Origin of the sequence: Gordonia sputi NBRC 100414 (genome assembly GCF_000248055.1) — a bacterium.
Taxonomy (GTDB): Bacteria; Actinomycetota; Actinomycetes; order Mycobacteriales; family Mycobacteriaceae; genus Gordonia; species Gordonia sputi.
On record NZ_BAFC01000115.1, the window covers coordinates 1 to 21,072 of the forward strand.

Genomic DNA, 21,072 nt, shown 5'->3' on the forward strand with positions numbered 1-21,072 from the left:
AGGTGAGCTCGATCAGCGCTCGGGTGGGCTCGATCGGCGGGTGAGTGGTTAGACCGGTGGTTGAGCTTGTCGAAACCACCTGCGCGACAGACAGAGAACGATAAACAGTGGGGAACAGGAGCACACGAATGCATGAGTTGTCTCGCCGCGGTTTTCTCGCGGCAGGTGTCACGTTGGCGGCGGGCCTGGCGGTATCGGCCTGCGCGGGATCGGGGAGTTCGGAGGGGTCCGACGGCGGGGGTGACGCCAACAACCTGACCTTCTGGTCGAACCACCCCGGCAAGTCGACGGCCGTCGAGAAGGAGTTGATCTCGCGCTTCGAGAAGGCCAATCCGGGCATCAAGGTCCAATTGGTCGACGCCGGAAAGAATTACGAAGAAGCCGCGCAGAAGTTCAATGCCGCACTCTCGGGCGGATCGCTACCGGACATCATCATCCTGTCTGACGTGTGGTGGTTCAACTTCGCGCTCATCGGTGCGATCGCTCCGCTCGACGACCTCTTCGGCAAGGCGGGTGTCAACACGTCCGACTACGTCGATTCGCTTGTGGGAGACTACAAGTGGAACAACAAGACGTGGGCGCTGCCGTACGCGAGGTCGACGCCGCTGTTCTACTACAACGCCGACGTCTGGAAGCAGGCGGGACTGCCGGCTCGCGGGCCGCAGAGTTGGCAGGAGTTCGGCGAGTGGGGTCCGCGTATCCAGGGTGTCGTCGGTGGCGGTAAGCAGGCGCACGGCTGGGGTAATGCTGTCGACTACCTCGGGTGGACGTTCCAAGGTCCCACCTGGACTTTCGGTGGTGCCTACTCCGACGAGTGGAACCTGAAGTTCACCGATCCCAAGACGATCGAAGCCGCCAACTACTTGAGCGAGTCGATCAACACCAAGCGATACGCGAAGATATCCAACGACATCGCAGGCGATTTCAGCGCCGGCATCATCGCGTCGACCGTGGCGTCGACCGGCGACCTGTCGGGAATCACCAAGAATGCCAAGTTCAACTTCGGCACAGCGTTCCTGCCTGCTCCCGACGGGACGATCGGTTGCCCGACCGGTGGTGCCGGCCTGGCGATCCCGGCACGGATCTCCGACGCGCGAAAGATCAACGCGCTGAAGTTCATCAACTTCATCACCGACACCGACAACACGGCGTACTTCTCGCAGAACGTCGGGTACATGCCGGTCCGGAAGTCGGCGCTGAGCGACCCGTCGATGGTGGCCTTCCTCGACAAGAACCCCAACTTCAAGACGGCGATCGATCAGTTGCCGAAGACCAAGCCGCAGAACTACGCTCGCGTCTTTGTGCCCGGCGGCGACAAGATCATCGGTACGGGGTACGAGAAGATCGGACTGCAGAACGCCGATGTGAACGACACCATGGCCGACGTGAACAAGCAGATCCAACAGATCTACGACACCCAGATCAAGCCGAAGCTGCCGAAATGATCAGCAGCACAGGCGATATGGACAAGGCCACCATCGACGCACCCACTGTCGACTCGCCCAATATCGACTCGGCGGGAGTGTGACGTGGCGGTAGTGACCTTCGACGGAGCGACGCGTCGGTTCAGTCCCGAGGCGTCGCCGGCCGTCGACCATCTCGACCTCGAGGTGGCAGACGGAGAGTTCATGGTGCTCGTCGGGCCGTCGGGGTGTGGCAAGTCGACGACGCTGCGCATGCTCGCAGGCCTCGAGTCGGTGGAGGCGGGGTCTATCAGCATCGATGGACATGACGTTGTCGGTCTCGAACCGAAATCCCGTGACGTGGCGATGGTGTTTCAGAACTACGCGCTGTACCCCAACATGACGGTCGCGCAGAACATGGGATTCGCGCTACGCAACGCGGGAATGTCCAAGGACGGCACGGCAACCCGCGTCAGCGAGGTCGCCGCGATGCTCGAACTCGAGGATCTCCTCGAACGCAAACCGTCTAAACTGTCCGGCGGTCAGCGTCAGCGAGTGGCAATGGGACGAGCGATCGTGCGGCGCCCCAAGGTGTTCTGCATGGACGAGCCGCTGTCGAATCTCGACGCCAAACTGCGTGTGAGTACTCGCGCGCAAATCGCTGCACTCCAGCGTGAATTGGGTACGACGACGCTCTACGTCACGCACGATCAGGTCGAGGCCATGACGATGGGCGATCGTGTTGCCGTGCTGCGCAAGGGGATTCTGCAACAGGTCGGTAGTCCGCGCGAAATCTACGCGCATCCGGCAAACACGTTCGTCGCCGGGTTCATGGGTTCGCCTCAGATGTGTCTGATCGACGTCGAGATCGACGCGGGCCGTGCGCATCTCGGCGACGCCGAGATCGCCGTTCCTCGTTCGGCGCCACAGCGACTCGTCGTCGGGCTGCGGGCCGAGTCGTGGCAGGTCACCGGTCCGGGGACGCTGGGTTCGTTGACGGCGCGGATCGAACTGGTCGAGGAACTCGGGTCAGAGCAATTCGTCTACTGCTCGGCCGACGTCGCCGTTCGAGACGGACGGATCGTCGTCCGTGTCGACCACAGGCGCGAGTTCACAGTCGGCGAGTCGCTCGGTCTGATCCCGGATGCAGGCGAATTGCACTGGTTCGACGCGGAGTCCGGTGTTCGTCTTTGACGCTTCGACGGTGCGCGTGCCTCAGCGGGCCGCAAGCGACGAGATCAGTGCGTCGATGGGCACCATGCCTGAGTAGTTGCCGTTCTCGTCGCAGCACACGAGTGGATCGAACCGGCTGGGCAGCGGTCGGGTCATGGCGCGTCGCAACACTTCTCGACGACCGGCAGCGCGATTCACGCGCATGGTGCTGTGCCGCACGATATCTCGCGGACCATGGCGGGCCGCGAGACTGATCGGACGCGTGCCGGGGTCGAGAAGTGCGATCGCCGCGACCTCCGGTTCGGCGTCGAACATTGTGCGCAGCACCGAATCGTCGGAGTCGGCGGGTGCGGTACGGCCGGCTTCGATGAAGGGCGCCACGGTCTCTCTCGATTCGCACAGATCGCGCGTGCGACTCTTGAGTAGCGGATCGATTCCATTCATCGCCTCATCGGGTCTTCCCAGCAGATACCCCTGTCCCAGTGGCACTCCGAGCTGGCGCAACCGATGGAGGTCTTCGGCGGTCTCGATACCCTCGGCGATCAACCAGGCGTCGATGCGGCTGGTGAACTCGCCGAACATCTCGACGAGCGCCGACTTTGCCGGGTCACGGTGCAGGTCCGCAACCAGCGAACCGTCGAGCTTCACGAAATCGGGGTGCAGCGTCAGGATGTGATGCATGCTGGCATATCCCGCGCCGGCGTCGTCCACAGCAACAAACCCGCCGAGTTCACGCACTCGCGCGATGGCTGCAGCGACCTGGTCGTAGTCGGTGACGATGGAGTGTTCGGTCAGCTCGAAGACCATGCGGTCAAGCGGCCGGTGCTCGAGCAATCTCTGTATGCGATCGGTAAGCAACACGTCGGGGGAGATGTTCACCGACAGGAACGCCCGACGTGGCAGCGTGGCTCTCGACGACAGTACCTTCTCGAGGACGAGTGCACTGAGTTCGGCCTCTTGCCCGATGCGCGCAGCCGCCGCGAACCACTGATCGGGGCCCACCGGGCGTTGCGCCGAGAACCTGCTCAGCGCCTCGTAGCCGACGACCCGCAACTGAGGTAGATGGGCGATGGGCTGAAATACCACCTTGGGAGCCTGCGCCGAATGAATCAGCGCATCCACCTCACGCTCGAGTTCCGACTCGATCCGCGCACTCATGCGCTCCGTGCGGACCCGATCAGAGGAACTCACTGATCGACGATCACTTCACGGACGCGAGCGACGGTGTCTGGGGGCACGTCGTCGATCCCGTGATCGTCGGCGGCATGCTCGACGACAAGCTCCACAATCTCGGCCTCGGTCGTGGCTTCGAAAGTCGCGTCGCAATCCGGGATGACCGCACCGCACCAGAAGCTCTTCATGACGTCTCTTTCCGTGTAGTCGCTATCGAAGTGGTCGCAATCGAGAATTCTTCATCGGGGTTCGCGTCGTTACACGAGACGCGATCGGCGCCGCTGTAGAGAACCATCGACTCCCCTCGAACGAACCCGGCGAGGGTCAGGCCGTGCTGCTCTGCAAGGTCGACGGCCAGCGACGACGGCGCCGAGACCGCCGACAACATCGGAACGCCCGCCATGATCGCCTTCTGCACCAACTCGAAGCTCGCGCGCCCGGACACCTGAAGGATCTGGCCACGCAGGGGCAGCAGATCGTGCGCCAGGGCCCACCCGATGACCTTGTCGACGGCATTGTGGCGCCCGACGTCCTCGCGGACCACCCGCAGTTCGCCAGTGCGACCGTCGAACAGTGCTGCCGCATGCAAGCCGCCGGTCTTCGCGAAGACCTTCTGGTGTTCGCGGAGCCGACCGGGCAGATCGAGTACGGCATCGGCGTCGACGATCAGCGGGTCGTCGGAGACGTCGAAATGCGAACGCGTGATGACGGATTCGATGCTGTCCTTACCGCACACCCCACACGCGCTCGAAATCGTGAAGTCGCGCGAGAGCGACGGATCGGGCGACGCGACACCCGGCGCGAGCGCGACGTCGAGCACGTTGTACGAATTCAACCCATCGCTCCCGGCGCCGGGCAGATTAGGCCCGCTCGCGGCGCTCCCGGCGCCGGGCTGACTCGGCCCGCTCGCTGCGCTCCCGGCGCCGGCACAGTAGCGGGCCGTGGCGAGGTCCTCCGCGCGGACCAGCACACCCTCGGAGACGAGGAATCCCGACGCGAGTTCGACATCGTGTCCCGGGGTCCGCATCGTGACCGCGAGCCGTTCGCCGTTGACGCGCATCTCCAACGGCTCTTCGACGGCCAACACGTCGACGCGCGTTGTCGGCTGCGCGCCGCGACGAACGCGGGTAACGCGACGTCGTGCTGTGATTCGGCCCATGTAAACCACGGTATCGGTTGCCGTACGACTCGCCCACCCGAGGAGAGGCCGCCGCCGGGCTCTCAGACGTCGACGATGAGGGTCACCGGACCGTCGTTGACCAGCGAGACCTCCATGTGCGCGCCGAAACGGCCCGTCGCGACGGTCGCTCCGGCGGTACGCAGTTCCGCGACCACGGCGTCGACGAGCGGTTCGGCGACCGCGCCGGGTGCGGCGGCATTCCAGGAGGGGCGTCGACCCTTGGCGGTGTTGGCGTACAGGGTGAACTGGCTGATCACCAGGATCGGAGCGTCGAGGTCTGCGGCAGAACTCTCACGCCCGTCCGGACCGTCGAGGATGCGTAGCCGCCAGATCTTGTCGGCGAGTTTCGTCGCGTGCGCCGGAGTGTCGTCGTGGGTGACCCCGACGAGCGCGACGAGACCGAAGCCGCCGGGAGCGATGTCGAGTTGACCGACCGTCTCGCCGTCGACGGTCACCTTCGCCTGGGTTGCTCGTTGGATCACTGCGCGCATGCCGACCAGCATCACAGATCGGGCGCACCCGCCCGCTGGTGGGCGAGTGCGTCGGACATCAGATGAAGATCTGGTGACGACTTCGACGCGTCGGAATACCGGCGAGCGAAGATGAGGTTCGCTGTGAACATGACCGCTTCATCCAGGGCAGAGCAATCGAAGGCCGCGCAGACCAAGGCAGAACACATCGCCAAGTTCGGCACCTACGGCGCGTGGGGTTGGTTCAAGCAGTTCTCGCCCGACGAGGCCCGCGAGATCGAGAAGCTCGGCTACGGGACCATCTGGCTCGGCGGGTCGCCCAAGAATCTGCACCCTGTTCGCACGATCCTCGAGGCGACCGAGCACATCACCGTCGCCACCGGCATCGTGAACATCTGGAACTCCGTCCCGTACGTCATCGCCGGTGAATTCCACGCACTCGAGCGCGATTTTCCCGGCCGCTTCTACCTCGGTGTCGGTGCCGGGCATCCGGAGGCGACGTCGGAGTACACGACGCCGTTCAAGGCTGTCGGACGCTACCTCGACGCTCTGGACGGCAAGCAGGTTCCCCCTGATCGTCGACTGCTCGCCGCACTCGGGCCGCGCATGCTGCGGATGTCGGCCGAGCGGTCACTGGGCGCCCACCCCTACCTGACGACTCCCGAGCACACCGCCGAGGCCAGGAAGATCCTCGGACCCGACGCCCTGCTCGCCCCGGAGCACAAGGTGGTGCTGACCGAGGACGCCGACGAGGCACGTGCCGTGGGTCGTCCACCCGTAGACCAGCCCTACCTGCATCTGAGCAACTACACCAGGAACCTCAAGCGCCTCGGATACACCGATGAGGACATCGCCGACGGAGGTAGCGACGCGTTGATCGACGCACTCGTCGCACATGGCACTCCCGCGCAGGTGAAAGCCCGACTCGACGAGCACCTTGCGGCCGGTGCCAATCACGTGACGATTCAGGTGCTCGGATCGGAAACGCCCGTCGAACAACTGGCTGCGATCATCTCGGCGTAGGGTTTCGCGCGACGATCGACTTCGCGGTGGCGGCGAGGCCCGACGACACCCTCAGCGCGCGCGGATAGCGGCGCTACTGCACCGGCTCCTTGAGCACCATCGAAATCAGCCAACTGACGATCGAGACGACCAGCGCGCCGAAAATCGCAGCCCAGAAGAAGCTGTCGACCTGCAGCCCCCAGTGCGTCGTGTTGTGCGTGATCCACGAGGTGATCTCGAGCATGAACGCATTGATCACGATGTGAATCAAACCGAGGGTGAGGATGTACAGCGGTATCGAAAAGAGCTGCACGATCGGCTTGATGAAGGCGTTCACCACACCGAAGATCAGGGCGACGAGCACCACGATTCCGAACTTTTCCAAGCCCGACGCGTCGTCGGGAAACTGAAAGCTCAGGCCGGGCACGATCAGAGTGGCCACCCAGAGAGCGACGCCCGAGAGCGCCGACTGGAGCAGAAATGCACGCATGTACAAGATCTTGCCAAATTCGGACAGGGCGGCGCGCGCTGTATGACGGATCGGCGACGCGCCCCTCGCGGCGGATGCCCTTTCAGCTCAGCCGATCTGATCGCGGCGCGCGGTGACGAGGGTGCGGATGGCGTCGTCGGATGGGGGATCAGACGGTTGGAACCGAATGGTGCCCTTGTCCATGTCGAGGCCCTCGAGTTCCGGGGCCGCTGTCGAGACCGCTTCCGGGCTGAACGGATAGATGCCGATGTGCTTTTCGGCTCGCATCACCGACAGCAGTGGCTTGCCGTGGTAGGTGAGGGCGGGCATGCCGTAGCCCTTGCCCTGCTCGGCGTCGGGGACGACCTCACGGGCGGTTGTGTAGATGTGATCGATCACTGCGCGGTCGGTGTCGTCATCGAGTTCGGCCAGATAGTCGTCGATGGTGCCCACGCCTCAGCGTGGCACGTCGCCATGCCCGACCGCCCGATTACCAGGACAATTCGGGGACCTGGTCGGCCGTGACCTTGTTCAGCTCGTCGAGTTGTTTGCGCTGCTCGGCTTCCTTCGCGGCCTTGGCGTCGTCCGTACCGGTTGCGGGGACCTCATGGTCACCATACGAATCCGCCTTGTGACCATGAGGGCGTCGTGGCTTGCCGCTCGGGATGATCGAACCCGCTCCCGCGAGCATCGGGAACTCCTCCTCGGCTTCTTTGTCGAGATCTGCTTCGACGTCGCTGGCCTTGGGTGCGGCGCGCAGCGATTTCCACAGCAGCACGAGTAGCCCCGCGATCAGCACGGCGAGCACGATGGTCGACGCCGCGAGACTCGGCAGTTGGGTGAGGCCGTAGACCGCGGCCGCGACGATCGCCGCGGCCGGCATGGTGACGACCCATGCCACCACCATCTTTCGGAACACCGCCCAGTCGACCGTGCTGTTGCGGTTGGTGGTGCCGACTCCTGCGACCGCGCCTGCGACCGTGTGGGTTGTCGACACCGGCGCGCCGAGGGCCGTCGAGCCGAAGAGTGCGATCGCGGCACCCGTCTCGGCGCAGAAACCGCTGACCGGGCGTAGTCGGGTGATGCCGGTGCCCATCGTCCGGACGATGCGCCATCCGCCTGACAGAGTTCCTAGCGCAATGAACAGATAGCAGCCGAGGGCCACCCAGTCGGGCACCGGCAGTGACGATCCGGTCTGGGTGAGGTGGCCGGTCGAGACGAGGAGGCCCGCGACGATGCCCATCGTCTTCTGTGCGTCGTTGCCGCCGTGGGCAAGCGAGATGGCTCCCGACGATGCGAGCTGGAACCACCGGAAGAGTTTCTCCGTGCGCAGGACGGGTGCGCGGAAGAGCGCTGCGCGCAGGATGAGCATGAGCGCACCGCCGAGCAAAAGACCCGCAAGTGGTGAGATCACAATGAATGCCGCGGTCTTCTCGACACTCGACGCCTTGATCGCGTCGATGCCACCCTTAATCAGCGCGGCGCCGACGAGGCCGCCGATGAGGGCGTGCGACGACGACGTCGGAATTCCGAAGTGCCACGAGAGGAAGTTCCAGATGACCGCGGCGAGCAGTGCGGCGAAGACGACGGCAACGCTGTAGTACTGCGCCTTCACCGTCTCTCCGACGGTGTCCGCGACCGCGGTCCCGATCAGGAAGAAGGCGAGGAAGTTCCAGCCGGCCGCCCACACAACCGCGACCTTGGGCTTGAGGACGTGCGTCGCGACCACGGTGGCGATGGAGTTCGCCGAATCGTGGAATCCGTTCGTGAAGTCGAACAGCGCCGCAAGCGCGATGATGCCGACCACTGCAAGTGTTGTGAGGTCCACTCAATCCAGAGTGATAGCCGGTGGATGCCGGATGGGCTCTCCAGACGACTCGTGCGCAACTCTTCGGAGTGTGTTCATCCCACGGTCACCCCGTCGGGCGAAATGTCGGAGTCGCGTCAGACCAGCTTCCCGGGTTCGGGTCAGACGGCACGGGTTTGGACTGTTAGGCCAGTTCGCGTAGGATTGAACGTCGGTGCGCTTGTCGTGCCGGTATGCGCATGCCATCTACCCGGTGAGCGCGGCCGGAGACATCGCCGCCAGGCCCTCGCTCTCGGAGCGGGTGCCAACACACTAACGGATAAACACAGATTCAACCGGGCAGTGGGGTGAATCGTTCGTCCGGGCACTTGTTGCCCTGCGAGCGGATCGCGACGCCGCCGAGGATCGCGGAGGACATGGCGAAGAAAGACGGGGCCATCGAGGTCGAGGGACGGGTTATCGAACCCCTGCCCAATGCGATGTTTCGCATTGAGCTGGAGAACGGTCACAAGGTTCTCGCCCACATCAGCGGCAAGATGCGGCAGCACTACATCCGCATCCTGCCCGAGGATCGGGTCGTCGTGGAACTCTCGCCGTACGACCTCGGTCGCGGGCGCATCGTTTACCGCTACAAGTAAGACTTCCCGGCCGAGACCGGTCCGGGACAACCCTCGTGTGGTGCGGCCATTCGGTCGTGCGCACGGGCGACAACAGGAGAGATTGACGTGAAGGTTCAGCCGAGCGTCAAGCCGATCTGTGAAAAGTGCAAAGTGATCCGCCGTAACGGCCGGGTCATGGTGATCTGCGAGAACCTGCGCCACAAGCAGCGTCAGGGCTGATCACTCCCACGGTCGTACGACCGTGGAGCACCCCACCAGATCGCTTGGTGAAACACACAACTGAATACACACACCAGAGCTGAGCAGAACTTGTGAAGCCCTCCCAGCACCAGCGGCGACAGACGCGTCACCGCCTACCTCCGGACTGTGTCACGCGGACCACCGCTCGACACCGCGCAGCGAGTACAACTCGCTTCGTGCAGAGGCCGGAGCCCCTCAGAGCAAGCAGTACAGACGAGTAGGGGACGGACCGGGAGAAGACCTCTGAAAAGTAAAGGAAATCCGCCACATGGCACGTGTTGCTGGTGTCGATCTTCCCCGCGAGAAGCGGCTCGAGATCGCACTGACCTACATCTACGGAGTTGGGCGTACCACCTCCAAGGAGATCCTTGCGGGCACCGGGCTGAGCCCCGACCTGCGCGCCAAGGACCTCACCGACGCAGACGTCACAAAGCTGCGTGAGTACATCGAAGGCTCGGTGAAGGTCGAGGGTGACCTGCGCCGCGAGGTGCAGGCCGATATCCGTCGCAAGATCGAGATCGGCTGCTACCAGGGTCTGCGCCACCGTCGTGGCCTGCCCGTCCGTGGACAGCGCACCAAGACCAATGCCCGTACTCGTAAGGGCCCGAAGAAGACCATCGCCGGGAAGAAGAAGTAATGCCTCCGAAGTCACGTAGCGCAGGCCCCAAGAAGGGCGCACGCCGTCGCGATAAAAAGAACGTCCCGCACGGCAACGCACACATCAAGTCGACGTTCAACAACACCATCGTGTCGATCACCGACCCCAACGGCAATGTCATCAGCTGGGCATCGTCGGGTCACGTCGGCTTCAAGGGCTCGCGCAAGAGCACCCCGTTCGCGGCTCAGCTCGCGGCCGAGAACGCTGCGCGCAAGGCCCAGGAGCACGGCGTCAAGAAGGTCGACGTGTTCGTCAAGGGACCGGGTTCGGGTCGCGAGACCGCCATCCGGTCGCTGCAGGCAGCCGGCCTCGAAGTCGGCACCATTTCCGATGTCACCCCGCAGCCGCACAACGGTTGCCGTCCGCCCAAGCGGCGTCGGGTCTAGCGGGAAAGGGAGGAAGAGAAAACATGGCTCGTTATACCGGCCCCGCAACAAAGAAGTCCCGTCGTCTGCGTGTCGACCTCATCGGAGGCGACCAGGCGTTCGAGCGTCGCCCCTACCCGCCCGGCCAGCACGGCCGCTCGCGGATCAAGGAGAGCGAATACCTGCAGCAGCTGCAGGAGAAGCAGAAGGCACGCTTCACCTACGGAGTGATGGAGAAGCAGTTCCGTCGCTACTACGAGGAGGCCAATCGTCGTAACGGCAAGACCGGCGACGAGCTGCTGCGCATCCTCGAGACCCGTCTCGACAACGTTGTCTACCGCGCAGGTTTGGCACGTACCCGTCGTCAGGCACGTCAGCTGGTCACCCACGGTCACTTCACCGTCAACGGTGTGCGCGTGGATGTCCCCAGCTACCGCGTCAGCCAGTACGACATCATCGACGTCCGCCCGAAGTCGCTGCAGACCACTCCGTTCCAGATCGCCAAGGAGCTCGTCGGCGATCGTCCGGTTCCGGGCTGGCTGCAGGTGGTTCCTTCGACGCTGCGCATCCTCGTGCACAACGTGCCCGAGCGCGCTCAGATCGAGGTTCCGCTCACCGAGCAGCTCATCGTCGAGTTCTACAGCAAGTAAAACCAAGCAGCACAAGCTGTTTCGGTCCACTTCTAGGCCGTCAAATAGCGGTCGGCCACAAGGAGAAATCAAGAAATGCTCATCTCACAGCGACCAACCCTCACCGAGGAGATCATCGCCGACGACCGGTCGAAGTTCGTCATCGAACCGCTCGAGCCGGGCTTTGGCTACACCCTCGGTAACTCGCTGCGTCGTACCCTGCTCAGCTCGATTCCGGGTGCTGCGATCACCAGCATCCGCATCGACGGAGTTCTGCACGAGTTCACCACCGTCCCCGGCGTGAAGGAAGATGTCACCGACATCATCCTGAACCTCAAGGGCCTCGTGGTGAGCTCCGAAGAGGACGAGCCGGTCACCATGTATGTGCGTAAGCAGGGTCCGGGCACCGTCACCGGTGCTGACATCGTGCCGCCCGCAGGCGTCACCGTGCACAACCCGGATCTGCACATCGCCACCCTGAACGACAAGGGCAAGCTCGAGATCGAGCTCGTCGTCGAGCGGGGCCGTGGATACGTGCCTGCCGTGCAGAACAAGGCGTCGGGAGCCGAGATCGGCCGTATTCCGGTCGACTCGATCTACTCGCCGGTGCTGAAGGTCACCTACAAGGTGGAGGCCACCCGCGTCGAGCAGCGCACCGACTTCGACCGTTTGGTGCTCGACGTCGAGACCAAGAACTCGATCAGCGCTCGTGACGCCCTGGCGTCCGCGGGTAAGACCCTGGTCGAGCTGTTTGGTCTGGCTCGGGAGCTCAACGTCGAGGCTGAGGGAATCGAGATCGGGCCGTCGCCTGCGGAGGCTGACCACATCGCGTCGTTCAGCCTGCCGATCGAGGATCTGGATCTGACCGTCCGTTCGTACAACTGCCTCAAGCGCGAAGGTGTTCACACCGTCGGCGAGCTGGTTGCACGTACCGAGTCGGATCTGCTCGACATCCGCAACTTCGGTCAGAAGTCGATCGACGAGGTGAAGGTCAAGCTGCACACCCTGGGTCTGTCGCTCAAGGACAGCCCGGCCAGCTTCGATCCGTCGCAGGTCGCCGGTTACGACCCGGCAACCGGAACGTGGTCGGACGACGCGTCTTTCGACGCTGACTCCGGTGAGGATTTCGCGGAGACCGAGCAGCTCTAGTCGCTGCGACTGCCAAACCTGACTCGTCGAGCGATCGTCGGGTCCTCCTAGGAGAAGACAATGCCCAAGCCCACCAAGGGTGCCCGCCTCGGCGGGTCGGCCAGCCACCAGAAGGCGATGTTGGCGAATCTCGCCACCTCGCTCTTCGAGCACGGCCGCATCACCACCACCGAAGCAAAGGCCAAGCGCCTGCGCCCGTACGCGGAAAAGATCATCACCCACGCCAAGGCCGGCAAGCTGGCCAACCGTCGTGAGGTCATGAAGGACATCCGCGACAAGGACGTCGTCCACACGCTGTTCGCCGAGATCGGCCCGTTCTTCGCGGACCGTCCGGGCGGCTACACACGCATCATCAAGACGATCAACCGCAAGGGCGACAACGCCCCCATGGCTGTGATCGAGCTGGTGCGTGAGAACACCGCGTCGACCGAGGCCACCCGCGCCACCCGTGTCGCTGCGTCGAAGAAGGCTGCTGACGAGAAGGCCGCTGCTCCGGCAGCCGAGGCCGACAACGTCGTCGAGGCCGTCGCCGACGAGGCAACCCCGGCACAGGTCGAGAACGCCGAGGCCGTGGCCGAGGCTGTCGACGATGAGTCGACGGCTGCCACCGCACCGGAGGCCGAAGCTGCTGACGCCGACGTCGACGGCGACAAGGCCGACGACAAGTAGGTCGGACGGCTGAACACGCCAGACATGAGCGGACCCGCCACCACACCAGGTGGCGGGTCCGTTCGTCTGCGTTTCGACATCGGCTACGACGGAACCGATTTCGCGGGCTGGGCGCGACAGATCAGTCAGCGCACGGTATGTGAGGTCGTCGAGACGGCGTTGTCGACGGTGCTGCGGGTACCGGTCCGGCTGACCGTCGCCGGACGGACGGACGCGGGCGTCCACGCCACCGGTCAGGTCGCGCACGCCGACATTCCCGTGTCGGCACTCGACACGCGCTCAATAGACGGCGACCCCGGGCGCCTCGTCGGACGACTCGCCAAGATGCTTCCCGACGATGTGCGCGTGAAGCAGGCCGCGTCGGTCAGTGACCACTTCGACGCACGGTTCTCGGCGCTGCGGCGTCACTACCGCTACCGACTCTCCGACGCGGTATTCGGCGCCGAACCGGTCCTCGCGCGCACCACCGCCGCATGGCGACGGCCGCTCGACGTGGAAGCGATGAACGCGGCGTCGTCGGCGTTGGTGGGCCTCAACGATTTTGCCGCCTTTTGTCGACGCCGCGAAGGCGCTACGACGATCCGCGATCTGCAACGGTTCTCGTGGTCACGTGACGCCGACGGCGTGCTGATCGGCGAGGTCAGCGCCGATGCGTTCTGCTGGTCGATGGTGCGTTCGCTTGTCGGTGCGGTGGCATCGGTGGGAGATGGTCGGCGCGATGTCGACTGGTGCCGAGCGCTTCTCGGCGAGCGCGAACGCAGCGCGAAGGTGCCCGTCGCCGAAGCGCGGGGCCTGTGTCTCGTCGGCGTCGATTATCCGGAGGCGCACGAGCTGGCCGCGCGCAATGCGATCACCCGCGACGTCCGGGTCGCGACAACCGAAGGCGCACAGGGATGTTGCGGCGACCAGTGATGAGAACGGCGGTATACGTCGATGGGTGAGCATCGTCCGGAGACGGTCGAGAAAGCAATCGCCGACTGCAGAGGGCTGCCGCCGCAGAGAAGATCGAGTGTGCCCGGTTGTCAGAGAACGAGGTGGCGTTGCGGGCAGACGGGGTGTCGAGCCTTGTGACGTTCGAGCCGGATGCCCACGCGTTTCGTCGCGAGGGACTCGGTGGACTGCGCCGCCGATCGACTGGTGCCGGCGATCGATTTCCGGGCGCCGACAGGTTCCCGTTGAGCGACAGCGATTCCGCGGTGGGCTTCGGAATGAAGAGGTCGACGATCCTTGTCGGACGTGGACTCGAATTGTCGACCGCGCTGGTGAGAGAACCCGCGACCGGAAAATGGGAGTCGCAGCCCACGAACCGTGTGGGCTTTCTTGTCTACGACGAGTTGGTGTTGCACGGCTGGCATCAGCGGTGCAGCAAGCAGACGCTGGCACTGATTGCGTGTGTGGCTCTCGTGCTCACCGTGGTAATCGCCGTGCTTGCCGTGGCGTTTCTCGCCTGAGTCCGACCTGCTTGCTGCTCGTCTGATCGTCTGGCTGTCTGGGCCGTTACGCCGAATATGCGAGTGTCTGCGCGTAGTTGACGCGCGCGCCGAGGTCGGCAACGGCTGCCCGTGACATCACCGGGATCGCGGTGGTGTGGGCGACTGGTCCAGCAGACACGGTGATCTGCACGAACCCGATGGTGCGCTCCTCCTTCACCAGAAGAAACAGCAGGCCGAGTCCGCAGAACAGTACGGCCGTCACGATTCCCACGATGAGGGCCCACTGCGGGATCTCGTTGGTGGTGCGTGACATATCGACGAAGCTCCACCGCGACCCGGCCAGTGGTGCGTTGCCCGCGGGTGTGATGACCTGGCTGCGCGTGCAGTGGATGTCACCGATCGAGACGAGGATCGGATCGCTCGGCGGCGGTGCCGCAGCGTAGCTTCCCGGGGCAGGCGTCGGCGGCAACTCGACGTCGCTCCACGCGGGACCGGTTGATTCGGGCCCGCGAGGTTTCGGCGGATCGGGGTTCGGCGCGTCCGGGTAGCTCACTGTGTCACCGTCCTCACGGGGGTCACCGTCGTCACTGGGTCGCGGTCCTCACTGGCTGCCATTGCACAGCAACGGCAGCCTCGTCAGGGCGTCAAGATCGGAGTTTGTAGCCGTTCGAGTCGCGGACGCTGCCGGTGAACATCATGATGGCGTCGACGAGGACCCAGATCCCGACCGCGGGCAGGATGAAGAAGCCGATGAAAAGGAACGTCGTGATCCACCCGACGATCGTCAGCACGAGCTGTGCGACGCCGATGCCGGTATATCCGAGGTAGAACCGTCCCGCGCCGAAACCGCCGAGGAACAGTTGGAGCAGGCCCGCCGTGACCTTGGACTTGCTCGAGAGGGGCTCACCGGTGAAGGGGTCGCGTCCGTACGGGGCCATCGGATCCGCGGCGCCGGGGTAACCGGCTTGCATCCCGTACCCGGGGACCGCATATCCCTGAGCCCCGTATCCCTGGGCTCCGTATCCCTGGGCTCCGTATCCCTGAGCGCCGTATCCCTGGGCTCCGTAGGTCGGCGAACCGGGGGTTCCGTTCTCGTACGGGAGCGGCATGAACTGGTCGCCGGCGGCGGGACCGAACGGTGATGGAGCGCCGTAGGGCGAAGAACCGTAGGGCTGCTCGTTGCCGCGGGCATCCTGGTTCGAATTGTCGGGATAGCTCATGGCGCCAATATTCGCATGGACCCCCGACAGGTGTCGCCCCCCGGGTCTCAACGAATGGGCGTATGTCGTTCGGTCGGCTGACCTCAGGTTGCGCTGCGCTCGTCGTCGATGGCGTCGAACACTGCCTCGACGGTCTGCTCGTCGCCAACGATGTCGGAACTCTTGCGGCCCTCGGTCATCAGCCTGCGCCAGACCTGGGAGTCGAACTCCATGGGTTCGTTGCGTTCGAGGAACTCCATGACGACCTGCACGAAGCGTTCCGGGTCGTCGTGGAAGGGGAAGTGGCCCGAGCCGTGGAACGTCGACATCTCGCTGTGGCCGATCGCCGAATTCGCGAGCAGGGCGTGTTCGTAGGGGATGACGGTGTCGTCGTCGCCCCAGACAATCAAAACGGGCAGGTACTCGGTCAAATAACATCGGTCGAGCATCGTGATCGATTGCCCTCGCCAGTCGACCACTGCCCGCAGGGTGCGGAGGAATGCCGCCGATGCGGTGGGTGCCGCGAGATCGCCGAGGACGCGAAGCAGATCCTCGTGGTCGTTGAGCATGCGTTTAGGTGACAGATCATGCGGGAGGTCGGGGATTCCCGGAGGCGTTGGCGTTGCGGCGATCACGCTGACGCCCAAACGGAGTGCAGGCAGCACTCCCGGAACCCGTAGTGCTGTGAGTGCGCTGTTGACCAGTGGCAACGTCACCAGCCTCAGGGCGGGGTTGACCTCCCGGCTGACGCCGCCCGCGGCGACCAGGACGAGCCGCTCGACGAACCTGGGGAACTGGTAGCAGAACTGCATTGCGACGCCGCCGCCGAGCGAGTGCCCGACGACGGTGACCTTGCTGATGCCGAGTACCACCAGCAGATCGCGCATGCCGTTTGCGAATGCTGGGACGGAGTAGTCGGCGCGCGGCTTGTCCGATCGTCCGTGCCCCAAGAGGTCGGGTGCGATGACGGTGTAGTGCTGGGCGAGCATGGGAATGACTTCGTTCCACGTCGACGAGTTGTCGCCGATGCCGTGGATGAGAAGCAGTGCCGGTCCGCTCCCCGCGATCCGATATGCCCGTCGGTAGCCGTGGATGACCTTGTATTCGATGCGCATTTCAGTGTCGGAGACCGGGCGTAGGTTGGCAGACGACGAGCCACCGGAACGTTTGATTCCGCCGACTCGGGTCGGGGCTTCTGACACGACTAACTCCTCGCGTGATCACAACGGCGTGATGTCTCGGCTGGCGGCATGTGACCACAACGCCTTACCTCCGAGTAAACACCTGATAGGCGTTGTCTGCCCACCATGTTGCAGCGAGTTAACGTGAGCGCAAACGAGTGGGTTCGACCACATCGCGGGCGCCCGGGTGTCGATAGGCTTGCGGGCAATGAATCCGTTCGACATCGACGCGTTTCTGACCACGGGCGGGCTCGTCGGACTGTGCCTGCTGATCTTCATCGAAACGGGCCTGCTCATCGGTTTCGTGTTCCCCGGCGACTCGATTCTGTTCACCGCGGGCGTCCTTGCGGCTCAGCCGGAACCTTTCGCCCCGCTCTGGCTGTTGTGTGTGCTGGTTCCGTTGGCCGCGATCCTCGGCGACCAGTGTGGATTCCTGATCGGTCGACGGCTCGGCCGCGAAGTGCTCGAGGGCCGTCTGATGCGCACAATCGGACCGACCTACATCGAGCGGACGCACCGCTTCTTCGACAGGTTCGGTCCGCTGACCGTGTTCTTCGGTCGGTTCATCGGGATCGTGCGCACATTGACGCCGCTTGTCGCGGGCTTCAGCGGGATGCGCCACTCGGTGTTCACGTTCTTCAGCGTTCTCGGCAGCATCGTCTGGGCGGCGGGCATCATCGTCCTCGGCTACTTCCTCGGCTCCGTGCCGATCATCCGCGATCACCTCGAACTGATCATCGTCGCGTCGGTGCTGACCGTGGTGGTGCCCACACTCATCGAAGGCGCCCGACGGTGGCGCGCAGTGCGTCGGCTGAAGGGGGCCGACGCAGTCGGGGCCGGTGGCGACGCGCGGGTCGGCGACGCTGAGGGTGGCGGTTCTGGGACCGGCAGTTGTGAGACCGGCAGTTCTGAGGGTGACGGTTCTGAGGGTGACGGTTCTGGGGGTGACACCCCAGCCGGCGACGGCCATGAGGGTGGCGACTCGGACGTCGATGGACTGGGCGCGGGCTGCTCGGGAGAGTCGCAGAACTAGCATCGCGGGATCGCACACTCGATGCCCTCGCAGATGTTTACGCGTTTGTTCGTCGCGAAACGTAAAAATCCGACAGAATGACTTATCCACAAGCAAGCGTCGGGGTATCGCCGGGAGGCCCACCGGGTGGCAATATCTCAACGCACAACGCGCTTGACGAGTGAGGTCAGCAGCGCGGCCGGTGGGGTCATATACGGAGGGGTCAGGGGGATGCGGGATCAGATGTCAGTCCAGCAGAACAATTTCGGGCAGCAGAACGATTTCGGGCAGCGCAACGACTTCGGGTCGACGAGCGACCACGAGTCGCAAGCGCAGGTTCCCGCAGCATTTCGAATGTCCTCTGCGCGATCACGATCCGGCGCGATCACGGTGGTGACCACACCGCAAGGTCTGCCGACGCGCGTCCGCATTGATCGATCGCAGCTCGAGAAGAGGCCTGACGTCCTCGCCGACGAGATCCTGCGGCTCTGCAGGCAATCGGCGATGGCCGCCGGTATCCGTTGGCGCGACGAGCTTCTCGAGGCCGGGGCGTCGCGCGACGTCGTCGATGCAATGGGCTTGCCGACCACCGACGACCTCTCCCGCGCCGAGCAACTCGACGACGAGCGCGACGACGTCCCGGCGTCGTGGCTGCGCCGGGTGTGAGGCGAAGACGATGACGGGTGCAATGGACGAACTCGAAGCGCGCGCACGGGCTCAACTGGGTCACCTTGCCGACTTCGGCGACCGGCTGGCCGCGTTGAGCGTGCGGGAGAGTTCGTCGGACGGACTGGTGACGGCGGAGGTAGACGGCAGTGGGGCGCTGACCGGTCTGTGGTTGGAAGAAGGCGCCAGCGATCTCGGCGAGGTGCGGCTGGGCGAACAGATCGTCGCGACAGCACTTCTCGGTGCCCAACGTGCGTTTGCCGCACGTGCGGCGCTCACCGAAGAGTTCACCGCGGTCTTCGCCGAGCAGCTCGAGAGCCGATGACCGACACCGACGCAACGTCGGGAAATTCGATGGAACCTTTCGGGCGCAGGGCGCGTCAGATCCCCAAAGCTCGAAGAACCGCTCAAGCACAGATAGCCGCTCAAGCACAGAGAACCGTAAACCTGCAATCGCTCATCAACGAGGGGACCACATGGACAACGTGACGGTGACACCTGAAGTGCTGGAAGGCTTTGCGGCAACCAACGTGGCGATCGGCACCGCGGTAGGCGCGGCGGGCACGATCGACGCAGCGGCGAACACCGCTGCGATGATCGGGGTGTTCGGGCTCATCGGTCAAGAGTTCTTGGCGGCTTTCATCACCGCTCAGGCCAACCACCTGGTCGGGGTCGGGAGCCTCGCGGCCGTCCACGCATCGACTGCCGCGAGCACGGTGGCCGCACTCGCTGAATTCGACGCCAACGACGCGGCCGGTGCGGCAGCAATTCGGTCAGTGCTGTGAGCTCGCCGCAACCCGCCACGGGTGGGCCACATCTGCCCGACGCGATCGACACGTCGATGCCCGATGTTCCCGCGGTCAACAACATGTCGATCCAGGACATGATCGACGCCACGCCTCTCGGGCCGATCCTCGATAGGCCCGTTGGTGAGGTACTCGCCGGACTCGGCCTGCCGCAGATTCCACAGTTCCCGGCGCTACCGCCCATGCCGGGACTTCCGCCGCTGCCGACGATAGACATCGGCATGCTGCTCAAGCCGATCACCGATCTCCTGGGCGGATTCGGAAGCGGCAACCTGGCCGGCGCACCGGTCGACCCGTCGATGCTCTTCGATAGCTTGTCGACGGTGCTCGACACCGCGATGTCCACCGCCACACAGGCTCTCGGTGTGCTCGATACCTTGTGGGCAGGCCAGGCGTCGCTGGGTGCGACGACAAAAACGGCGCAGGCGAGCGCCGACAGTGCCGCGCTGTCGACCCAGGGCGGGGTGATGTCGATCGACATCCAAGCCGCAGCGGGGATCGTGGCGGCTGGCCTCGCGACCGTGCAGGGGATCATCGCGGCGACGATCGGCAAGATCGCGGTGCTCGGGCCGGGCCTTGTGACGCCGGTCGGGCAGGGCGCCGCGGTCGCATTCGCTACCGAGGGTCTTGCCGAGGCGACTGCCGCGGTCGCGGTGACTCGGGCCCAATTGCTCGGCCCGACAACGCAAATGGTCGTCAACGGGGCCCCTGTCAACGTGACAGCCCCGCCGACGGCCGCAACATCGGCAGCGCAGTCACCGTTCGCGCTGGCCAGTTCGATCCTCGAGGCGGTCTCGCCCCTCGTCTCCACCGCGACACAACTGCCCTCTGCGTTGATGGCTCCTGTCAGCGAGATGCTCGGTATCGCCTCCGGCGACGGCGTCGACGCCGCACGTCTCGACCACCTCGTCGCCGGTGACGATCCCGATCTCGCAGGACCGCGCGGGGGATCGGGCGACGCCACTGTCGGCGCGGCTGGGATGGGTGCCGGCGCTCTGGGTATGGGGGTTGGTGGTCTGGGTGCGGCGTCGGCGCCTCTCGGGGCCGCACGGGCGGGCATGTCTGCCGGGATAGGGACCACCGAGCCTGCGTCGTTGACGCCGTCGCAGACAACTCGAACCGCCGGTACGACAACGACTCCCGTGCCGGCGTCAATGGCCCCGATGATGGCGGCGGGCGCGGCGCGCGGCGCAGCGGATGCCGCGGAGCACCACGAGATTCCTGACTACCTCGTCACCGAAGAACACGGTTTGGAGGTGGTTGGCGAGTCGCACGAGGTGGCTCCCTCCGTGATCGGTGATCAACCTGCGCAACCCGAGTCATCGCCGACACCGGATATCCAACTGCGCCTCTTGTGGCACGACTCCGAACTGGAGACCGAGCCGCAGAGTTGATCCGTCCTCTCGCCAACGACCACTGTCCGAGACACCTGGAGGTGTGCCATGCCGGATCCGAAACTCAGCGTCGACCCCGACGAACTGATTACTGCCGCAAGAGATCTCGACCGATTGGCCGATCGAATTGAGAAGTCGGTGATCAGTACCGCCGATCGGCGGACGGTTGCCACGGCTGGTCGCGACGAGGTGTCAGTCGCGGTCGCGGGTTCCTTCGATGCCGTCGCGCGCGGGTTCGACGCCGACGCCGCGTCGGGAGTCTTCGAACTACGCAAAATCGCTGCCACATTGCGCGCCCAGGCGACACGGGTCGTCGACGCCGACGACGCGGTCGCACGCGGACTGCGTATCTGAGTCGGGCTGCGAAGCCGCAC

General features: G+C 64.6%; 28 protein-coding genes. 18 read left to right on the plus strand and 10 right to left on the minus strand.

Annotated elements, in window-relative coordinates; genetic code table 11:
* Nucleotides 1-128 precede the first annotated feature (128 nt).
* Nucleotides 129-1,445 (plus strand): ABC transporter substrate-binding protein, encoded by a 1,317-nt coding sequence (locus GOSPT_RS18405; protein WP_005207968.1) that lies wholly within the window; start codon nucleotides 129-131, stop codon nucleotides 1,443-1,445.
* A gap of 84 nt (nucleotides 1,446-1,529) precedes the next feature.
* Nucleotides 1,530-2,597 carry an ABC transporter ATP-binding protein gene (locus GOSPT_RS18410; protein WP_005207969.1) on the plus strand — a complete coding sequence of 356 codons (1,068 nt, stop codon included), beginning with the start codon at nucleotides 1,530-1,532 and terminating at the stop codon, nucleotides 2,595-2,597.
* Nucleotides 2,598-2,618: 21 nt separating this feature from the next.
* Here the strand turns inward: GOSPT_RS18410 and GOSPT_RS18415 are convergent, their stop codons facing one another.
* The 4 genes from GOSPT_RS18415 to dtd form a co-directional block, all read right to left on the minus strand.
* Nucleotides 2,619-3,767, minus strand: a complete 1,149-nt coding sequence (locus tag GOSPT_RS18415) for an EAL domain-containing protein (protein WP_005207970.1) — start codon at nucleotides 3,765-3,767, stop codon at nucleotides 2,619-2,621.
* A complete protein-coding gene (locus GOSPT_RS23305; protein ID WP_005207971.1) occupies nucleotides 3,764-3,937 on the minus strand; it encodes a DUF1059 domain-containing protein in 174 nt (57 codons plus the stop codon). The genes GOSPT_RS18415 and GOSPT_RS23305 overlap by 4 nt, the downstream gene beginning before the upstream one ends.
* On the minus strand, nucleotides 3,934-4,908 hold the full coding sequence (gene fdhD, locus GOSPT_RS18420; protein ID WP_039856653.1) for a formate dehydrogenase accessory sulfurtransferase FdhD: 975 nt from the start codon (nucleotides 4,906-4,908) through the stop codon (nucleotides 3,934-3,936). Before fdhD ends, GOSPT_RS23305 begins: the two co-directional genes overlap by 4 nt.
* A gap of 62 nt (nucleotides 4,909-4,970) precedes the next feature.
* Complete coding sequence (gene dtd / locus GOSPT_RS18425; RefSeq protein ID WP_039856660.1) at nucleotides 4,971-5,420, minus strand: D-aminoacyl-tRNA deacylase; 450 nt, start codon at nucleotides 5,418-5,420, stop codon at nucleotides 4,971-4,973.
* Nucleotides 5,421-5,549: 129 nt separating this feature from the next.
* Between dtd and GOSPT_RS18430 the strand changes: the two genes are divergently transcribed.
* Nucleotides 5,550-6,422: an LLM class F420-dependent oxidoreductase gene (locus GOSPT_RS18430; RefSeq protein WP_051994042.1), complete on the plus strand. Its 873-nt coding sequence runs from the start codon at nucleotides 5,550-5,552 to the stop codon at nucleotides 6,420-6,422.
* 73 nt (nucleotides 6,423-6,495) lie between these two features.
* On the opposite strand, the gene GOSPT_RS18435 is transcribed toward GOSPT_RS18430, so the two are convergent.
* The 3 genes from GOSPT_RS18435 to GOSPT_RS18445 form a co-directional block, all read right to left on the minus strand.
* Nucleotides 6,496-6,891 (minus strand): phage holin family protein, encoded by a 396-nt coding sequence (locus tag GOSPT_RS18435; RefSeq protein ID WP_005207975.1) that lies wholly within the window; start codon nucleotides 6,889-6,891, stop codon nucleotides 6,496-6,498.
* 87 nt (nucleotides 6,892-6,978) lie between these two features.
* Complete coding sequence (locus tag GOSPT_RS18440; protein ID WP_005207976.1) at nucleotides 6,979-7,323, minus strand: iron chaperone; 345 nt, start codon at nucleotides 7,321-7,323, stop codon at nucleotides 6,979-6,981.
* 37 nt (nucleotides 7,324-7,360) lie between these two features.
* Nucleotides 7,361-8,698: an inorganic phosphate transporter gene (locus tag GOSPT_RS18445; RefSeq protein ID WP_005207977.1), complete on the minus strand. Its 1,338-nt coding sequence runs from the start codon at nucleotides 8,696-8,698 to the stop codon at nucleotides 7,361-7,363.
* 395 nt (nucleotides 8,699-9,093) lie between these two features.
* Between GOSPT_RS18445 and infA the strand changes: the two genes are divergently transcribed.
* From infA to GOSPT_RS18485, 9 genes are all read left to right on the plus strand, one after another.
* Entirely contained in the window at nucleotides 9,094-9,315 is a 222-nt protein-coding gene (infA, locus tag GOSPT_RS18450) for a translation initiation factor IF-1 (protein ID WP_005170487.1), read from the plus strand.
* Nucleotides 9,316-9,402: 87 nt separating this feature from the next.
* On the plus strand, nucleotides 9,403-9,516 hold the full coding sequence (gene rpmJ, locus GOSPT_RS23310; protein ID WP_005207978.1) for a 50S ribosomal protein L36: 114 nt from the start codon (nucleotides 9,403-9,405) through the stop codon (nucleotides 9,514-9,516).
* Between the two features lie 289 nt (nucleotides 9,517-9,805).
* Nucleotides 9,806-10,174 (plus strand): 30S ribosomal protein S13, encoded by a 369-nt coding sequence (gene rpsM, locus GOSPT_RS18455; protein ID WP_005207979.1) that lies wholly within the window; start codon nucleotides 9,806-9,808, stop codon nucleotides 10,172-10,174.
* The gene (gene rpsK / locus GOSPT_RS18460; RefSeq protein ID WP_005207980.1) at nucleotides 10,174-10,581 is read left to right on the plus strand and encodes a 30S ribosomal protein S11; all 408 of its coding nucleotides are present in this window, start codon (nucleotides 10,174-10,176) and stop codon (nucleotides 10,579-10,581) included. Before rpsM ends, rpsK begins: the two co-directional genes overlap by 1 nt.
* Before the next feature lie 23 nt (nucleotides 10,582-10,604).
* Complete coding sequence (gene rpsD / locus GOSPT_RS18465) at nucleotides 10,605-11,210, plus strand: 30S ribosomal protein S4 (protein WP_005207981.1); 606 nt, start codon at nucleotides 10,605-10,607, stop codon at nucleotides 11,208-11,210.
* Nucleotides 11,211-11,285: 75 nt separating this feature from the next.
* Nucleotides 11,286-12,338, plus strand: coding sequence for a DNA-directed RNA polymerase subunit alpha (locus GOSPT_RS18470; RefSeq protein ID WP_005207982.1), 1,053 nt, complete (start codon nucleotides 11,286-11,288; stop codon nucleotides 12,336-12,338).
* A 60-nt stretch (nucleotides 12,339-12,398) separates the two neighbouring features.
* A complete protein-coding gene (rplQ, locus tag GOSPT_RS18475; protein WP_005207983.1) occupies nucleotides 12,399-13,007 on the plus strand; it encodes a 50S ribosomal protein L17 in 609 nt (202 codons plus the stop codon).
* 24 nt (nucleotides 13,008-13,031) lie between these two features.
* Nucleotides 13,032-13,919 (plus strand): tRNA pseudouridine(38-40) synthase TruA, encoded by an 888-nt coding sequence (truA, locus tag GOSPT_RS18480; protein ID WP_005207984.1) that lies wholly within the window; start codon nucleotides 13,032-13,034, stop codon nucleotides 13,917-13,919.
* A gap of 107 nt (nucleotides 13,920-14,026) precedes the next feature.
* Nucleotides 14,027-14,458 (plus strand): hypothetical protein, encoded by a 432-nt coding sequence (locus tag GOSPT_RS18485; protein WP_005207985.1) that lies wholly within the window; start codon nucleotides 14,027-14,029, stop codon nucleotides 14,456-14,458.
* A gap of 46 nt (nucleotides 14,459-14,504) precedes the next feature.
* Here GOSPT_RS18485 and GOSPT_RS18490 read toward each other — a convergent pair whose 3' ends face one another.
* The 3 genes from GOSPT_RS18490 to GOSPT_RS18500 form a co-directional block, all read right to left on the minus strand.
* Nucleotides 14,505-14,993, minus strand: a complete 489-nt coding sequence (locus GOSPT_RS18490; RefSeq protein WP_005207986.1) for a hypothetical protein — start codon at nucleotides 14,991-14,993, stop codon at nucleotides 14,505-14,507.
* Between the two features lie 91 nt (nucleotides 14,994-15,084).
* Nucleotides 15,085-15,660 (minus strand): TM2 domain-containing protein, encoded by a 576-nt coding sequence (locus tag GOSPT_RS18495; protein ID WP_005207987.1) that lies wholly within the window; start codon nucleotides 15,658-15,660, stop codon nucleotides 15,085-15,087.
* 83 nt (nucleotides 15,661-15,743) lie between these two features.
* On the minus strand, nucleotides 15,744-16,754 hold the full coding sequence (locus GOSPT_RS18500) for an alpha/beta fold hydrolase (RefSeq protein ID WP_210734281.1): 1,011 nt from the start codon (nucleotides 16,752-16,754) through the stop codon (nucleotides 15,744-15,746).
* 274 nt (nucleotides 16,755-17,028) lie between these two features.
* On the opposite strand from GOSPT_RS18500, the gene GOSPT_RS18505 reads away from it, so the two are divergent.
* The 6 genes from GOSPT_RS18505 (at nucleotide 17,029) to GOSPT_RS18530 (ending at nucleotide 21,052) form a co-directional block, all read left to right on the plus strand.
* Nucleotides 17,029-17,853 carry a DedA family protein gene (locus tag GOSPT_RS18505; protein ID WP_005207989.1) on the plus strand — a complete coding sequence of 275 codons (825 nt, stop codon included), beginning with the start codon at nucleotides 17,029-17,031 and terminating at the stop codon, nucleotides 17,851-17,853.
* Nucleotides 17,854-18,186: 333 nt separating this feature from the next.
* Nucleotides 18,187-18,498, plus strand: a complete 312-nt coding sequence (locus GOSPT_RS18510; protein WP_051994049.1) for a hypothetical protein — start codon at nucleotides 18,187-18,189, stop codon at nucleotides 18,496-18,498.
* A 10-nt stretch (nucleotides 18,499-18,508) separates the two neighbouring features.
* On the plus strand, nucleotides 18,509-18,823 hold the full coding sequence (locus GOSPT_RS18515) for a YbaB/EbfC family nucleoid-associated protein (protein WP_005207991.1): 315 nt from the start codon (nucleotides 18,509-18,511) through the stop codon (nucleotides 18,821-18,823).
* 151 nt (nucleotides 18,824-18,974) lie between these two features.
* Nucleotides 18,975-19,283, plus strand: a complete 309-nt coding sequence (locus GOSPT_RS18520; RefSeq protein ID WP_005207992.1) for a type VII secretion target — start codon at nucleotides 18,975-18,977, stop codon at nucleotides 19,281-19,283.
* On the plus strand, nucleotides 19,280-20,698 hold the full coding sequence (locus GOSPT_RS18525; protein WP_005207993.1) for a hypothetical protein: 1,419 nt from the start codon (nucleotides 19,280-19,282) through the stop codon (nucleotides 20,696-20,698). Before GOSPT_RS18520 ends, GOSPT_RS18525 begins: the two co-directional genes overlap by 4 nt.
* Before the next feature lie 48 nt (nucleotides 20,699-20,746).
* Nucleotides 20,747-21,052, plus strand: a complete 306-nt coding sequence (locus tag GOSPT_RS18530) for a PE family protein (protein ID WP_005207994.1) — start codon at nucleotides 20,747-20,749, stop codon at nucleotides 21,050-21,052.
* Nucleotides 21,053-21,072 lie beyond the last annotated feature (20 nt).

Excerpts from the sequence above, each read along its gene's own strand:
- GOSPT_RS18405 (WP_005207968.1), top strand. The coding sequence starts at position 129 with ATGCATGAGTTGTCTCGCCGCGGTTTTCTCGCGGCAGGTGTCACGTTG.
- GOSPT_RS23305 (WP_005207971.1), bottom strand. The coding sequence starts at position 3,937 with ATGAAGAGCTTCTGGTGCGGTGCGGTCATCCCGGATTGCGACGCGACT.
- fdhD (WP_039856653.1), bottom strand. The coding sequence starts at position 4,908 with ATGGGCCGAATCACAGCACGACGTCGCGTTACCCGCGTTCGTCGCGGC.
- dtd (WP_039856660.1), bottom strand. The coding sequence starts at position 5,420 with ATGCGCGCAGTGATCCAACGAGCAACCCAGGCGAAGGTGACCGTCGAC.
- GOSPT_RS18430 (WP_051994042.1), top strand. The coding sequence starts at position 5,550 with ATGACCGCTTCATCCAGGGCAGAGCAATCGAAGGCCGCGCAGACCAAG.
- GOSPT_RS18435 (WP_005207975.1), bottom strand. The coding sequence starts at position 6,891 with ATGCGTGCATTTCTGCTCCAGTCGGCGCTCTCGGGCGTCGCTCTCTGG.
- infA (WP_005170487.1), top strand. The coding sequence starts at position 9,094 with ATGGCGAAGAAAGACGGGGCCATCGAGGTCGAGGGACGGGTTATCGAA.
- rpsM (WP_005207979.1), top strand. The coding sequence starts at position 9,806 with ATGGCACGTGTTGCTGGTGTCGATCTTCCCCGCGAGAAGCGGCTCGAG.
- rpsK (WP_005207980.1), top strand. The coding sequence starts at position 10,174 with ATGCCTCCGAAGTCACGTAGCGCAGGCCCCAAGAAGGGCGCACGCCGT.
- rpsD (WP_005207981.1), top strand. The coding sequence starts at position 10,605 with ATGGCTCGTTATACCGGCCCCGCAACAAAGAAGTCCCGTCGTCTGCGT.
- GOSPT_RS18470 (WP_005207982.1), top strand. The coding sequence starts at position 11,286 with ATGCTCATCTCACAGCGACCAACCCTCACCGAGGAGATCATCGCCGAC.
- rplQ (WP_005207983.1), top strand. The coding sequence starts at position 12,399 with ATGCCCAAGCCCACCAAGGGTGCCCGCCTCGGCGGGTCGGCCAGCCAC.
- truA (WP_005207984.1), top strand. The coding sequence starts at position 13,032 with ATGAGCGGACCCGCCACCACACCAGGTGGCGGGTCCGTTCGTCTGCGT.
- GOSPT_RS18495 (WP_005207987.1), bottom strand. The coding sequence starts at position 15,660 with ATGAGCTATCCCGACAATTCGAACCAGGATGCCCGCGGCAACGAGCAG.
- GOSPT_RS18500 (WP_210734281.1), bottom strand. The coding sequence starts at position 16,754 with ATGCGCATCGAATACAAGGTCATCCACGGCTACCGACGGGCATATCGG.
- GOSPT_RS18505 (WP_005207989.1), top strand. The coding sequence starts at position 17,029 with ATGAATCCGTTCGACATCGACGCGTTTCTGACCACGGGCGGGCTCGTC.
- GOSPT_RS18510 (WP_051994049.1), top strand. The coding sequence starts at position 18,187 with ATGTCCTCTGCGCGATCACGATCCGGCGCGATCACGGTGGTGACCACA.
- GOSPT_RS18515 (WP_005207991.1), top strand. The coding sequence starts at position 18,509 with ATGACGGGTGCAATGGACGAACTCGAAGCGCGCGCACGGGCTCAACTG.
- GOSPT_RS18520 (WP_005207992.1), top strand. The coding sequence starts at position 18,975 with ATGGACAACGTGACGGTGACACCTGAAGTGCTGGAAGGCTTTGCGGCA.
- GOSPT_RS18530 (WP_005207994.1), top strand. The coding sequence starts at position 20,747 with ATGCCGGATCCGAAACTCAGCGTCGACCCCGACGAACTGATTACTGCC.